Below are 14033 nucleotides of genomic sequence, written 5' to 3'. Positions count from 1 at the left end.
GGGGCGGCGCGGGGCCTTCGCTCCGGGCCGCGGCGCCCTATCTGCGGGGGACATCACCACCCGAAGGCGCCCTCCGCATGACCTGGTCGTTTCCCGTCGCGCGCATCCTCGGCAGCGAGGTGCGCATCCACGTCACCTTCTTTCTCCTGCTCACCTGGATCGGCTTTGCCCGCTACGCGCAGGGCGGCACGCCCGCCGCGATCGAGGGCATCGTCCTCATCGTCCTCGTCTTCGCCTGCGTGCTGGCGCACGAGTTCGGCCACGCGCTGGCCGCGCGCCGCTACGGCATCCGCACCCCCGACATCACGCTGCTGCCCATCGGCGGCGTCGCCCGGCTCGAGCGGATGCCCGAGAAGCCCAGCCAGGAGATCGTCGTCGCGCTCGCCGGGCCGGCCGTCAACGTGGTCATCGCGCTGGTGCTGGTGCTGATCCTGGGCGGCCGCGCCGACCTCGCCTCGCTCGAGGCGCTGGACGATCCGCGCACCGGCCTTCTGGTCCAGCTCGCCTCCATCAACGTCTTTCTTGTCCTGTTCAACCTGATCCCCGCCTTTCCGATGGATGGCGGCCGGGTGCTGCGGGCGCTCCTGGCCACGCGCTTTCCGCGTGCGCAGGCCACTGCCGTCGCGGCGCGGGTGGGGCAGGGCTTCGCCTTCGTGCTGGGATTTCTGGGCCTGCTCGGCAACCCGCTCCTGATCTTCATCGCCATCTTCGTCTATATCGCCGCCTCGGCCGAGTCCCAGGCCGTGGGGCTTCAGGAGGTGTCGCGCCGCCTCACCGTGGCCGACGCCATGATCACCCGCTTCGAGACGCTCGGCACCGGCGCCCAGGTCGAGGATGCCGTGCGCTGCCTCATCCGCACCACCCAGCACGAGTTTCCCGTGGTGGACGGGGCGGGGCGCCTGCGCGGGGTGCTCACCCGCGACGCCCTGATCCGCGCCCTGAGCGAGAGCGGCCCCGCCACGCCCGTGCTGGAGGTGATGGAGCGCAACGTGCCCACCGTGCCCGCCCACGGCCGCCTCGAGGATGCGCTGCGCCCGCTTCAGGAGGCGGGCGCGCCCGTCGTCGCGGTCCTGTCCGGGGACGGCCGCCTTGCGGGCTATGTCACGGCCGAGAACGTGGGCGAGCTGATGATGGTCCGCAACGCCGCCGGGCGGAACTGAGGGGGACCGGGGGACTTGCGGCGGCCGGTCGGAGCGGCTAGAGGGGCCGGCACGGGCGATTAACTCAGTGGTAGAGTGCTTCCTTCACACGGAAGAAGTCGGGGGTTCGAATCCCTCATCGCCCACCATCCTTGCTCCCCTCCGCCCGGCCTGGCGAAGGTCCCGCAGCGGTCGCCGTCCGGCACCCTCGGCGGGCAGAAGGGACCCCAAGCCTCGCGGGAGGACCCGATGGGCATCGTCGAAACCGTGGCCGCCGCCCTGGGGCCGGCCGGACTGGCGGCGGGGCCCGAGGCGGCGCCCTGGACGCGCGACTGGACCGGCGCCTATCGCGGAGAGCCCCTGGCCGTGGCCCGCCCCGCCAGCACGGCCGAGGTCGTCCGCGTGCTGGCCCTCGCGCGCGAGGCCGGCGTCGCCGTGGTGCCCGCCGGCGGGCGGACCGGCCTGACCGGGGCGACGCATGCGCCCGGGGCGCTCGTCCTCTCGCTCGACCGGATGCGGCGCATCCGCTCGCTCAACCCCGCGACGCGCGTGGCCGTGGCCGAGGCGGGCGTGGTCCTCGACGACCTCCATGCCGCGGCCGAGGGGGCGGGGCTGCGCTTTCCGCTCACCTTCGGGGCGCGCGGGTCGGCCACGATCGGGGGCGCGCTCTCGACCAATGCGGGGGGGTCCAACGCGCTGCGCCACGGCTCGGCGCGCGACCTCTGCCTCGGGCTCGAGGTGGTGCTGGCCGACGGCCGCGTGCTCGACCTGCTCTCGGCCCTGCGCAAGGACAACACGGGCTACGCGCTGCGCCACCTCTTCATCGGGGCGGAGGGGACGCTCGGCGTCATCACCGCGGCCAGCCTGCGCCTCGCGCCCCGTCCGGCGGCCTTCGCGACCGCGACCGTCGCCGTCGCCTCGCTGACGGCCGCCCTGCACCTGCTGCGCCGGCTCGAGGAGGAGACGGGGGGCGCGGTCGAGGCCTTCGAATACATGCCCCGCCCCTATATCGAGGGCCATCTCGCCCGCATCCCCGGCGCGCGCGAGCCCTTCGCCGAGCCCCATGCCCACAACCTGATGCTGGAGGTCGCCGCCACTGCCCCCGCCGACGCCGTCCCTGGCCCCGACGGCACCCTGCCCGTGGTGACGCGGCTCGAGGACAGCCTTGCCGCGCTGCTCGAGGCGGGCGAGGTGCTCGACGCCGTCGTGGCCCGCTCCGAGGCGCAGCGGCGCGAGATGTGGGCCCGCCGCGAGGCCGCGGCCGAGATCACCCTGGGCCGCCAGCCCTTCGTGGACACGGACGTCGCCCTGCCGCTCGACGCCGTCGAGGCGTTCCTTGCCCGCGTGCGCGAGGGGCTCGCCCGGCTCGACCCGGGCGCCGACGACTTCGTGGTGGCGCATCTGGGCGACGGCAACGTGCATTACTCCGCCTATCCCACGCGCGACGACCCCGCCCTCGCCGGCGCGATCCGCGCCATGGTGGACGAGACGGCCGTGGCGCTCGGCGGCTCCTTTTCGGCCGAACACGGCATCGGCCTGAGCAAGCGCGCCTCCATGGCCACCCTCAAGGACCCGGTCGCGCTCGACGTCATGCGCCGGCTCAAGGCCGCGCTCGACCCCGGGGGGCTCCTCAACCCCGGCAAGGTCCTGCCCTGAGCCTCAGCCGAAGAAGCCGGGGCCCGCCTCCCGCAGAAGCCCGCGCGCCAGGTCGCGGCCCATCTCCGGCCCGTCCGCGGCGGAACCCGTCGCCTCGTCGGCCAGCACGCGGCTACCGTCGGGGCGCAGGATCTCGCCGCGCAGGCGCAGCCGGTCGCCCGCGATCTCGGCCAGCCCCGCGATCGGCGTCTGGCACGACCCGTCGAGCGCGGCGAGAAAGGCCCGCTCGGCCGCCAGCCGCAGACCCGTCTCGCGGTGGTGGAGCGGTGCGACCATCTCCGCCGCGCGCCCGTCGCCTGCGCGCCGCTCCACCCCGATGGCCCCTTGCGCAATCGCGGGCAGCATCGCCTCGGACGGGATGGGCCGCGCCGGCACCTCAGCCGCCAGCCCCAGCCGCCGCAGCCCCGCCATGGCCAGGAACGTGGCCTCCGCCACCCCGCTCGCCAGCTTGGAGAGACGCGTCTGGACGTTGCCCCGGAACTCGACCACCCGCAGGTCGGGCCGGCGCGCCAGAAGCTGCGCCCGCCGGCGCAGCGAGGACGTGCCGACCACCGCCCCCTCCGGCAGATCCGCGATCCCCTCCGCCGCGCCCAGCGACACGAAGGCATCGCGCGGGTCCTCGCGCGGCAGGAAACAGTCGATGACGAGGCCCTCGGGCTGGAGCACCGGCATGTCCTTCATGGAATGGACCGCCAGATCGACCCGGTCCCCGAGCAGCGCCTCCTCGATCTCCTTGGTGAACAGGCCCTTGCCCCCGATCTGGCTCAGCGGGCGGTCCTGCACCGCGTCGCCGGTCACACGGATGACGACGATCTCGAAGGCGTCGCGGGGCAGGCCATGCGCGGCGGCCAGGCGGTCGCGGACCTCGTGCGCCTGCGCGAGCGCGAGGGGAGAGCCGCGGGTCCCGATGCGGAGCGTCTGCATGCGCCGCTCTCTACGGGCGGGGCCGCCGGGGGGCAACCGGGCCCGCTTGACACGACCGCTCCGGGGCGGCAGGCGGTCCGCATGAAGCCGCTCCTGCGCGCCCTCGCGGGCGAGACCCTGCCCGTGCCCCCCGTCTGGATGATGCGCCAGGCGGGGCGCTACCTGCCCGAATACCGCGCCACGCGCGAACGGGCCGGGGGCTTTCTGGACCTCTGCTACAATCCCGACCTCGCGGCCGAGGTGACGCTGCAGCCCATCCGCCGCTACGGCTTCGACGCGGCGATCCTGTTCGCCGACATCCTTCTCGTGCCCCAGGCGCTCGGGGCGGAGCTGTGGTTCGAGACGGGCGAGGGGCCGCGGCTGTCGCCCGTCGCCACCCCCGGGGCGCTCGCGGCCCTGCGTCCGCCCGGGGCGGTCCACGACACGCTCGCCCCCATCTACGAGACCGTGCGCATCCTCGCGCGCGCGCTGCCGCCCGACGTCGCGCTGATCGGCTTTGCCGGCGCCCCCTGGACGGTGGCGACCTACCTGATCGCCGGGCGCGGCACGCCTGACCAGGCCCCGGCCCACGCCCTCAAGGCCACCGACCGCGCCCTCTTCGAGGCGATCCTCGAGCGGATCGAGGGGGCGACGGTCGAATACCTCTCCGCCCAGGCCGAAGCGGGGGCCGAGGTGGTCAAGCTCTTCGATTCCTGGGCGGGTGCGCTCGAGGGCGAGGAGTTCGACCGCTACTGCCTCGCCCCCCTGCGGCGCATCACGGCGGCCCTGCGCGCGCGCCATCCCGGCTTGCCCGTGATCGCCTTTCCGCGCGGGGCGGGCGCGCGCTATGCCGGGGCGCACGCAGCCACGGGGGCGCAGGCCATCGCGCTCGACGACGGCGTGAGCCCCGAATGGGCGGCCGCCGAGGTCCAGACGGGCGGCTGCGTGCAGGGCAACCTCCCCTCCCGCCTGCTCGTCGAGGGAGGGCAGGCGCTGGTGGAGGAAACGCGCCGCGTGGTGCGGGCCTTCTCGGGCGGGCCCCACATCTTCAACCTCGGCCACGGGATCACCCCGGACGCCGATCCCGACAACGTCCACCGCATGCTCGAGGCGATCCGCGGCTGAGGCCCGCTCAGCCCCGCCAGAGCAGCCACAGCGCCACCAGCGCCAACGCCACGGAGAGCGCGCGCCGCGCCCGCCGCTCGCGCGCCGGGTCAAGCAGCAGCCGCCGCGCCTGCCCGGCCAGCAGGACGATCCCGGCATGGACCGCCGTCGCCACCAGCACGTAGCCGGCCGTGAGCCAGAGCGTCTGCCCGAGGACCGGCGCGCCGGGATCGACGAAGCCGGGCAGCACGGCGACAAAGAACACCCCCGCCTTGGGGTTGAGCAGGTTCGTCACCAGTCCCCGCCGGAAGGCCCGCCGCGCCTGCCGGCCCGGCAGCGGCGGGGCCGTCTCCGCCGCCCCGCGCCAGCCGTCCCAGGCCAGCCACAGCAGATAGGCCGCACCGCCCCAGCGCAGCGCCTCGTAGAGCGCGGGCGAGGCCGCGACCAGCGCCGCGAGCCCCAGCGCCGCCGCCGCCCCCGCGAGCGCGAGCCCCAGTGCGACCCCGGCCACCGCCGCGAGGCCGACCCGCACCCCCTCCGCCCCCGCCACGATGGCGAGCCACGCCATGTTCGGCCCCGGCGTGAGCTCGACAAGCAGCGAGGCGAGAAGAAGGGCTGGCAATCCGGCTGGCATCGGGTCCTCGTGTCCCTGCCTGCGGGCTCGGCGCGGCGGGCGCAAGCCCCCTCGGGCGCACCGGCCCGGCGCGCAGCCCTGCGCCCCGCGCAGGGGAGGGGGGGCCGCACCCTGCGCCCGCCCCCCTTGCACGGCCCGCCCGCCCCTGATCCAATGGGTCATGCCGACCCCGTTCCCCTCCTGGGCCGACAGCGCCCCCCGCCTCGTTGCCGTGGCCGCGGGCCGCGCGCCGGCCGACCTCGTGATTCGCGGCGGCCGCCTCGTGAACGTCCACACGCGCGAGGTGCTGGACGGCTGGCAGGTCGCGGTCGCCGCGGGCCGCTTCGCCTATGTCGGCCCCGACGCCTCCCATTGCGCGGGCGAGGGGACCGAGATCGTCGAGGCGGGGGGGCGCTTTCTCGTCCCCGGCCTGTGCGACGGGCACATGCACATCGAATCGGGGATGCTGACGCCCGCGGGCTTTGCCGCCGCCGTGATTCCCCACGGCACCACCACGCTCTTCGCCGACCCGCACGAGATCGCCAATGTCCTGGGCCTGCGCGGCGTGCGCCTGATGCTGGACGAGGCGCTCCTGCAGCCGGCGAACCTGTTTCTCCAGATGCCCTCCTGCGCCCCCTCCGCCCCCGGTCTCGAGACGACCGGCCACCCCATCACCGAGGCCGACGTGGCCGAGGCGATGGGCTGGGACGGGATCGTGGGCCTGGGCGAGATGATGAACTTCCCCGGCGTGATCGCGGGCGACCGCCAGATGCTGGCCGAGATCGCCGCCACCCAGCGCGCGGGCAAGATTGTGGGCGGGCACTACGCCTCGACCGATCTGGGCCCCGCCTTCCATGCCTATGCCGCCGGAGGCCCCGCCGACGACCACGAGGGCACGCGCGAGGAGGACGCGGTCGCGCGGATGCGCGCGGGCATGCGCGCCATGCTGCGCCTCGGCAGCGCCTGGTACGACGTCGAGGCGCAGGTCACGGCCGTCACCGAACGCGGGCTCGACCCCCGCAACATGATCCTGTGCACGGACGATTGCCATTCGGGCACGCTCGTCCATGACGGCCACATGGACCGCGTCGTGCGCCACGCGATCGCCTGCGGCCTCGACCCCCTGATCGCGATCCAGGCCGCCACGATCAACACCGCCACCCATTTCGGCCTCGAGCGAGAGCTGGGATCGATCGCGCCCGGACGCCGGGCCGACCTCCTGCTCGCCTCCGACCTGCGCGACCTGCGGGCCGAGCGCGTCTATGCCCGCGGCCGCCTCGTGGCCGAGGGGGGGCGGCTGCTGGCCGAATGCCCCCGTCTCGACTGGCCGGCCGAGGCGCGGGCGACCGTGCGGCTCGGCCGCCGGCTCGAGGCGGGCGACTTCACCGTGCCCGCCCCCGCAGGGGCGGACCGCGTGCGCGTGCGCGTCATCGGCGTGGTCGAGAACCAGGCCCCGACCCGCGCGCTGTCGCGCGACCTGCCCGTGCGCGACGGCCTCGTGCAGCCCGAGGGGCCCGTCGCCCGCCTCGCCGTGGTCGAGCGCCACAGGGGCACGGGCCGCGTCCGGAACGCCTTTGTCGAGGGATTCGGCTACGACCGCCCCGTGGCGCTCGCCTCCACCGTGGCCCATGACAGCCACCAGATGATCGTGGCGGGCACGGACCCCGCCCTGATGGCGCAGGCCGCCAACCGGCTGGGCGAGATCGGGGGCGGCGTCACCCTCTGGACTGAAGCGGGCGAGCGCGCCTGCCTGCCCCTGCCCGTGGCGGGGCTGATGTCCGACCGCCCCGCCGCCGAGGTGGCCGAGCGCGCGCAGGCGCTGGGCCGCGCCATGGAGGAGGCGGGCTGCCGGCTCAACAACGCCTTCATGCAGCACTCGCTGCTCGCGCTCGCCGTCATCCCGGAGCTGCGCCTGACCGATCTGGGCCTCGTGGACGTGCGCCGCTTCGCCCTCGTGGACCTGTTCGAGGCCAACGCATGACGCTCCCCTTCGCCGAGGCCCCGGTGGACGTGCCGGCCGTTCCCCCGGCCGAGATCCTCACCGATCCCCGCGCCGCCGTGGAGCGGCTCTGCCTGCTCTACGAGGCAGCGACGAACCACCTGCGCGACCGCCTGGCCGCGGCCCTGCGGCATGGCCGGCCGCGGGGGCGGGTGCGCGCCTTCTACCCCGAGATCCGGCTCTCGACCTCCTCCTTCGAGCCGGTGGATTCCCGCCTCTCCTTCGGCCATGTCGCGGCACCGGGGACCTATTCCACCACCGTCACCCGGCCGCGCCTGTTTGCCGCCTATCTCGAACAGCAGATCGGCCTCCTGATGCGCAACCACGGCGTGCCCGTCACGGTGGGCGCCTCCTCCACGCCGATCCCCGTGCACTTCGCCACGGGCGAGACGGGCCTCTCGGTGCCCCAGGAAGGGGCGATCGACTTTCCCCTGCGCGACCATTTCGACGTGCCCGACCTCGCCACGATGCACGACGACATCGTGAACGGCGAGGGCTTCCGCTATCCCGACGGGTCGATCCCGCTCGCCCCCTTCACGGCGCAGCGCGTGGACTATTCGCTCGCGCGGCTCAGCCATTACACCGCGACCGACCCCGAGCATTTCCAGAACCACGTCCTGTTCACCAACTACCAGTTCTACGTGGAGGAGTTCGAGGCCTATGCGCGCCAGCAGCTCGGGCGCGAGGGCTCGGGCTACACGGCCTTCGTGGGCCCCGGCAACGCCGCCATCGCGCGGGCGGACGCCCCGCTCCCCGCGCCGGCCAAGCTGCCGCAGATGCCGACCTACCACCTCAAGCGCGCGGACGGGCAGGGGATCACCCTCGTCAACATCGGCGTGGGCCCCTCCAACGCCAAGACGGCGACGGACCACATCGCCGTGCTGCGCCCCCATGCCTGGATCATGGTCGGCCATTGCGCGGGGCTGCGCAACTCGCAGCGGCTGGGCGACTTCGTCCTCGCCCATGCCTATCTGCGCGAGGACCACGTCCTCGACGCCGACCTGCCCGTCTGGGTCCCCATTCCCGCCCTGGCCGAGATCCAGGTCGCGCTCGAACAGGCCGTGGCCGAGGTCACGGGCCTCGACGGCTACGAGCTCAAGCGCATCATGCGCACGGGCACGGTGGCCACCATCGACAACCGCAACTGGGAGCTGCGCGACCAGTCCGGCCCCGTCGCCCGGCTGTCGCAATCCCGCGCCGTCGCCCTCGACATGGAGAGCGCGACCATCGCCGCCAACGGCTTCCGCTTCCGCGTCCCCTACGGCACGCTGCTCTGCGTCTCGGACAAGCCGCTCCACGGCGAGCTGAAGCTGCCCGGCATGGCGTCCGAGTTCTACCGCACCCAGGTCGCCTCGCACCTGCTCGTGGGCGTGCGCGCCATGGAGCGGCTGCGCGACATGCCGCTCGAGCGCATCCATTCGCGCAAGCTGCGTAGCTTCATGGAAACGGCCTTTCTCTGAATCGGCCGCTTTCCTCCGAAACGATCACATTTCCGCTGGACAAGCGCGAGAAATCCCGGTGCAGCATGGGCCGCAGGACCGCGGCCCCCTGCGGGGCACCGCCCATTCGAGGGAGAAGACAACCATGGCCGACCAGATGACCAAGGCCCAGCTCGTGGCCGCCCTGGCGGAGGAAACCGGCAGCGACAAGAAATCCGCCTCCGCCATGCTCGACGCGCTGAGCGGGATCGTCACCCGCACCGTGTCCGGCGGCGGCGCCGTGACCCTGCCCGGCATCGGCAAGATCTACTGCCGCGAACGCCCCGAGCGGCAGGTCCGCAACCCCGCCACGGGCGAGCAGATGACCAAGGCGGCCGACCGCACCGTCAAGATGACCGTGGCCAAGGCGCTCAAGGACGCCATCAACAGCTGACCCGGCCCCGGGGCGGGCCGGTCCCGCCCGTCCGGCCCTCCGGCCCGTGCTCAGCCCGGGCCGATCCGCCCCCGCACCCCGCCCGTCTGCGCCCGGTCCAGCAGCAGGTGGTCGGCCAGCACCAGCGCCATCATCGCCTCGCCCACCGGCACCGCGCGGATGCCCACGCAAGGGTCGTGGCGCCCCTTCGTCGCCACCTCCAGCGCCTCGCCCCCGAGGCTCACCGACCGCCGCGGCGTCAGGATGGAGGAGGTGGGCTTGACGGCGAACCGCACCACCACCGGCTGGCCGGTCGAGATGCCGCCGAGGATGCCCCCCGCCCGGTTCGACCCGAAGCGCAGCCCGCCCCCCTCGCCGGGCAGGATCTCGTCCGCATTCTCCGACCCGCGCAGGGCGGCGGCGGCGAACCCGTCGCCGATCTCCACGCCCTTGACCGCATTGATCCCCATCATTGCCGCGGCGAGGTCCGCGTCCAGCTTGCCATAGACCGGCGCGCCCAGGCCCGGCGGCACGCCCTCGGCCACCACCTCGACCACCGCCCCGGCCGAATCGTGCTCGTCACGCCGGAGCCGCTCGAGCCGGTCGGCCCAGCGCGCCGCGGCCTCCGCGTCCGGGCACCACAGGTCGTTGCGGCCGATCTCGTCGGCGTCGAAGCGCGCGCGGTCGATCCGGTCGCCCCCCATCTCCACCAGATAGCCCGTGATCCGCAGCCCCGGCGCGAGCGCCGCCAGCACCGCGCGCGCCACGCCCCCGGCCGCGACGCGCGCCGCCGTCTCGCGCGCGCTCGAGCGGCCGCCGCCGCGCGGATCGCGCCGCCCGTATTTCAGGTGATAGGTCAGGTCCGCATGGCCGGGGCGGAAGGTGCGCGCTACCTCGGCATAGTCGCGCGACCGCTGGTCCTCGTTCTCGATCATCAGGCTGATGGGCGTGCCCGTGGTCTCGCCCTCGAAGGTGCCCGACAGGATGCGCACGCGGTCGCTCTCGCGCCGCTGGGTGACCAGCCGGCTCGTGCCGGGGCGCCGCCGGTCCAGCCAGGGCTGGATCGCCGCCTCCGAGAGCGGCAGGCCCGGCGGGCAGCCGTCCACCACCGCGCCCAGGGCGGGTCCGTGGCTCTCCCCCCAGGTGGTGACGCGAAGGACGTGGCCGAAGGTGTTGAGGCTCATGCGCGCTCCCCGTTGCGCCCCCGCTCTACAGGAGAGGGCGGCGCCCCGGAAGGCCACCGCGACAGGTGACAGCGCCCCGGCACCCCTGATAGACCCGGCTGGGGCAAGCGGAGGGGACAGGCCCGTGCAGATCGAGGAGACGGCCCTTCCGGGCGTGCTGGTCCTGACGCCCCGGCGCTTCGCGGATGCGCGCGGCTGGTTCGAGGAGACCTGGAGCCGCGACCGCATGGCCGAGGCCGGGCTTCCCGTGGACTGGGCCCAGGACAACCATTCCATGAGCCGGCGCGCCGGAACGCTGCGCGGCCTGCACTACCAGGCGCCCCCCCGCGCCCAGGCCAAGCTCGTCCGCGTCCTCCTCGGCGCGATCCTCGACGTCGCGGTGGATGCGCGGGCCGGCTCGCCCCATTTCGGCCGCCATGTCGCGGTGGAGCTGTCGGCCGCCAGCGGCCGCCAGCTCCTGATCCCCGAGGGCTTCCTGCACGGCTTCGTCACGCGCGAGCCCGACACCCACGTCGCCTACAAGTGCACCGACACCTATGCCCCCGCGCAGGACGGGGCGGTGGCCTGGGACGATCCCGATCTCGCCATCGACTGGGGCGTGGCCGATCCCGTCCTGTCCGACAAGGACCGCGCCGCGCCGCGCTGGCGGGACTGGCAGACGCCCTTCGCCGTCGGGTCGGCGCCATGAGCGGCCGGCGCGGCATCATCCTGGCAGGCGGGTCGGGCACGCGCCTCTATCCGATCACGATGGGCCTCTCCAAGCAGCTTCTGCCCATCTACGACAAGCCGATGATCTACTACCCGCTCTCGGTGCTGATGCTGGCCGGCATCCGCGAGATCGCGGTGGTCACCACGCCGCAGGACCAGGACCAGTTCCGCCGCACCCTCGGCGACGGCAGCCAGTGGGGGGTGCGGCTCACCTATGTGATGCAGCCCTCGCCCGACGGGCTGGCCCAGGCCTACATCCTCGCCGACGAGTTCCTCGACGGCCACCCCTCGGCCATGGTGCTGGGCGACAACATCTTCTTCGGTCACGGCCTGCCCGAGCTGATGGCCGAGGCCGACCGGCAGGAGACGGGGGGCACCGTGTTCGGCTACCACGTCGCCGACCCCGAGCGCTACGGCGTGGTCGCCTTCGATGCGGAGGGGCGCGTCTCCGCCATCGTGGAAAAGCCCGCCGCCCCGCCCTCGAACTACGCGGTCACGGGGCTCTACTTCCTCGACGGCACCGCGCCCGAACGCGCCCGCGCCGTGCGTCCCTCCGCCCGGGGCGAGCTCGAGATCGTGTCGCTTCTCGAGACCTACCTCGCCGAGGGCACGCTCACGGTGCGCACGATGGGGCGGGGCTATGCCTGGCTCGACACCGGCACGCACGGCTCGCTGCTCGACGCGGGCAACTTCGTGCGCACCCTCCAGGACCGCCAGGGCCTCCAGACCGGCTCGCCGGACGAGGTGGCCTGGCGGATGGGCTGGATCGACGGGGCCGGACTGGCCGAGCGCGCCCGGCTGTTCGGCAAGACCGCCTATGGCCGCTATCTCGCCGCCCTGGCCGAGGGGGGGTGATTCGCGGCCGGGCTCCGGTCGTTGACTCGCGAATCAACAATCGGCCGCTTTGCCCCGCTTTGTCCGCCCTCTGCACAGCGATTCTGCACCGCCGCACGACCTAACCTTTGGCGAGTCCGCGCGCCCCCCCAGCCCTTGGGATCATTGCATCGGTGGAAACGCCTCCCGTTTCTGATGGCCCATCGTTTCCTTTCGGAGGGGCGGACCTGACCGAAAGGTCAAGCCGGACCGGCCCGGCACCGAAACGCCCCCGAAGCATCACGGCCCGGCCTCACCCCTGCCGCAGCTTTGCCTTATTCTCCCTAGGGTTGAAACGGTCCCGGCCCCGATTGACGCAGGCGCGGAGCGCACGATAACCCCCTTCGCAACGCGGGGCCGCGGCCTGACGGGCCGGGTCGCCGCAGACCGACCGAAGGGGCGTGCCGGCCTGATCGGACCCGGAAGGGTCCGGCCTCGATCCTGCGCCCGCAGGGACCCGCCCGGCTCCGGCCGGACGGAGACAGGCCGCAGCCCCGGCCGACGACCAAGCCTCCCGAAGGAGGGACGAGACATGAGTATCGCCGCGCCTGCCGCCCTTGCCGGCCCGCGCCCTTCCGTTTCCGCCCGGCCGCCGGCCGTGGTCGCGCCGCTGCCCGCCATCCCAGAGGCGCCGGACGGCTTCTATGCCCGTCATCTCAAGCGGGCTTTCGACCTGCTGGTGGTCGCCGTTCTCGCCCTGCCCGTGCTGTTCGTGCTTCTGCCGCTGATGCTGCTTGTCGCGCTGGACGGTCATTCCCCCCTGTTCTGGCAGGAACGCCTGGGACGGAACGGGCGCGTGTTCCGCATGGCCAAGCTGCGCACCATGGTGCCCGATGCCGAAGCCGCGCTCGCCCGCCATCTGGCGTCCGATCCCGCCGCCCGGGCCGAATGGGACCACCACCAGAAGCTGCGCCGCGACCCGCGCGTGACGCGCCTCGGCGCCTTCCTGCGCCGTTCCTCGCTCGACGAGCTGCCCCAGCTTCTCAACGTCCTTCTGGGCCACATGTCCCTTGTCGGCCCGCGGCCGATGATGCCGACCCAGCGCCCCCTCTATCCCGGACTCGAATACTTCGCGCTGCGCCCCGGCATCACCGGGTTCTGGCAGATCTCGGCGCGCAACGAATCGAGCTTCGCCGAGCGCGCCGGCTACGACCGCCGCTACTGGGAGGAGCTTTCGCTGCGAACCGACCTCTGCCTCATCGCCCGCACCGCAGGCGTCGTCCTGCGCGGAACGGGCTGCTGACCGCCCGGACCTGCGCGGGGGCGCCTTTCCCCCGCCGCAATCCCGCTGCTAGGCTGGACCGCGTCCCTCCCGGACGGCGGTCCGGCTTCCGTGTTCCATGATCGGTCAACCCAACCTCGTCGCCACGCTCGCCCTCGCGCTCTGGCCGCTCCTGACCCTCGCCCTCGTGCGGGGGCTGGGGCCTGCGCGCGGGCTCGTGGCCGGCATCGTGGGGGGCTACCTGCTGCTGCCGCCGGCGCCCGCGGGCTTCGACCTGCCGCTCCTGCCCACCTTGGGCAAGGACGCGCTGCCCGCCCTTTCCGCGCTGGGGGCGATCCTGCTCGTCGCGGGTCGCGTGTGGCTCTGGCCCGCCGACCCCTGGGCGCGCGGCCTTCTCGTCCTTCTGCTGCTCGCCCCCTGGGCCACGGTGCTCACCAATCCCGACCCCGTCGCCTGGGGCCCCGTCCTTCTGCCCGGCCTCCACCCGCGCGAGGCCGTGGGCATGACCCTGATCGCCCTCGTCGTCATGCTCCCCCTGCTCCTCGGCCGCGCGCTTCTGGCCGACGGGGCGCGCGACCTCCTTCTGGCCTTCGCGCTGGGTGCGCTCCTCTACTCGCTCCCGATGCTGCTCGAGGTGCGCCTGTCGCCCCAGCTCAACATCTGGATCTACGGCTTCTTCCAGCACTCCTTCGAGCAGATGATGCGCGGCGAGGGGTTCCGCCCCATCGTCTTCCTCTATCACGGCCTCTGGGCGGCCTTTCTGGTCCTGACGGGCCTTCTC

At 73.7% G+C, this 14033-nt stretch carries 12 protein-coding genes, 1 tRNA gene and 1 pseudogene; 11 read left to right on the top strand and 3 right to left on the bottom strand.

Annotation, left to right across the window (positions count from 1 at the left end):
• The first annotated feature begins 77 nt into the window (after window positions 1-77).
• From GT358_RS13500 to GT358_RS13490, 3 genes are all read left to right on the top strand, one after another.
• Window positions 78-1160: a site-2 protease family protein gene (locus tag GT358_RS13500; RefSeq protein WP_166583159.1), complete on the top strand. Its 1083-nt coding sequence runs from the start codon at window positions 78-80 to the stop codon at window positions 1158-1160.
• 53 nt (window positions 1161-1213) lie between these two features.
• Window positions 1214-1288, top strand: a tRNA-Val gene (locus GT358_RS13495).
• Between the two features lie 100 nt (window positions 1289-1388).
• A complete protein-coding gene (locus GT358_RS13490; RefSeq protein WP_166583158.1) occupies window positions 1389-2795 on the top strand; it encodes an FAD-binding oxidoreductase in 1407 nt (468 codons plus the stop codon).
• Window positions 2796-2798: 3 nt separating this feature from the next.
• Here the strand turns inward: GT358_RS13490 and hemC are convergent, their stop codons facing one another.
• Entirely contained in the window at window positions 2799-3719 is a 921-nt protein-coding gene (hemC, locus tag GT358_RS13485) for a hydroxymethylbilane synthase (RefSeq protein WP_166583157.1), read from the bottom strand.
• A gap of 81 nt (window positions 3720-3800) precedes the next feature.
• Between hemC and hemE the strand changes: the two genes are divergently transcribed.
• Entirely contained in the window at window positions 3801-4823 is a 1023-nt protein-coding gene (gene hemE, locus GT358_RS13480) for a uroporphyrinogen decarboxylase (protein WP_166583156.1), read from the top strand.
• 7 nt (window positions 4824-4830) lie between these two features.
• Here hemE and GT358_RS13475 read toward each other — a convergent pair whose 3' ends face one another.
• Complete coding sequence (locus GT358_RS13475) at window positions 4831-5436, bottom strand: LysE family translocator (RefSeq protein ID WP_166583155.1); 606 nt, start codon at window positions 5434-5436, stop codon at window positions 4831-4833.
• A 160-nt stretch (window positions 5437-5596) separates the two neighbouring features.
• Between GT358_RS13475 and GT358_RS13470 the strand changes: the two genes are divergently transcribed.
• The 3 genes from GT358_RS13470 (at window position 5597) to GT358_RS13460 (ending at window position 9286) form a co-directional block, all read left to right on the top strand.
• A complete protein-coding gene (locus GT358_RS13470; RefSeq protein ID WP_166583154.1) occupies window positions 5597-7396 on the top strand; it encodes an adenine deaminase in 1800 nt (599 codons plus the stop codon).
• Window positions 7393-8874, top strand: coding sequence for an AMP nucleosidase (locus tag GT358_RS13465; RefSeq protein WP_166583153.1), 1482 nt, complete (start codon window positions 7393-7395; stop codon window positions 8872-8874). Before GT358_RS13470 ends, GT358_RS13465 begins: the two co-directional genes overlap by 4 nt.
• A 124-nt stretch (window positions 8875-8998) precedes the next feature.
• Window positions 8999-9286, top strand: a complete 288-nt coding sequence (locus GT358_RS13460; protein WP_166583152.1) for an HU family DNA-binding protein — start codon at window positions 8999-9001, stop codon at window positions 9284-9286.
• Between the two features lie 50 nt (window positions 9287-9336).
• Here GT358_RS13460 and aroC read toward each other — a convergent pair whose 3' ends face one another.
• Entirely contained in the window at window positions 9337-10449 is a 1113-nt protein-coding gene (gene aroC / locus GT358_RS13455; protein WP_166583151.1) for a chorismate synthase, read from the bottom strand.
• Window positions 10450-10573: 124 nt separating this feature from the next.
• Here aroC and rfbC point away from each other — a divergent pair, with 124 nt between their 5' ends.
• The 4 genes and pseudogenes from rfbC to GT358_RS13435 all read left to right on the top strand — a co-directional run.
• Window positions 10574-11137, top strand: coding sequence for a dTDP-4-dehydrorhamnose 3,5-epimerase (rfbC, locus tag GT358_RS13450; RefSeq protein WP_166583150.1), 564 nt, complete (start codon window positions 10574-10576; stop codon window positions 11135-11137).
• Window positions 11134-12012, top strand: a complete 879-nt coding sequence (gene rfbA / locus GT358_RS13445; protein WP_166583149.1) for a glucose-1-phosphate thymidylyltransferase RfbA — start codon at window positions 11134-11136, stop codon at window positions 12010-12012. The genes rfbC and rfbA overlap by 4 nt, the downstream gene beginning before the upstream one ends.
• A 550-nt stretch (window positions 12013-12562) precedes the next feature.
• Complete coding sequence (locus tag GT358_RS13440; protein WP_166583148.1) at window positions 12563-13273, top strand: sugar transferase; 711 nt, start codon at window positions 12563-12565, stop codon at window positions 13271-13273.
• A gap of 97 nt (window positions 13274-13370) precedes the next feature.
• A pseudogene (locus tag GT358_RS13435) lies at window positions 13371-14033 on the top strand (hypothetical protein); the annotation flags it as partial.

The organism is Rubellimicrobium sp. CFH 75288 (assembly GCF_009904055.1).
Lineage (GTDB): Bacteria > Pseudomonadota > Alphaproteobacteria > Rhodobacterales > Rhodobacteraceae > Rubellimicrobium.
Note: the sequence above shows the minus strand (reverse complement) of the source record. Positions and strands in the feature narration are given on the sequence as shown.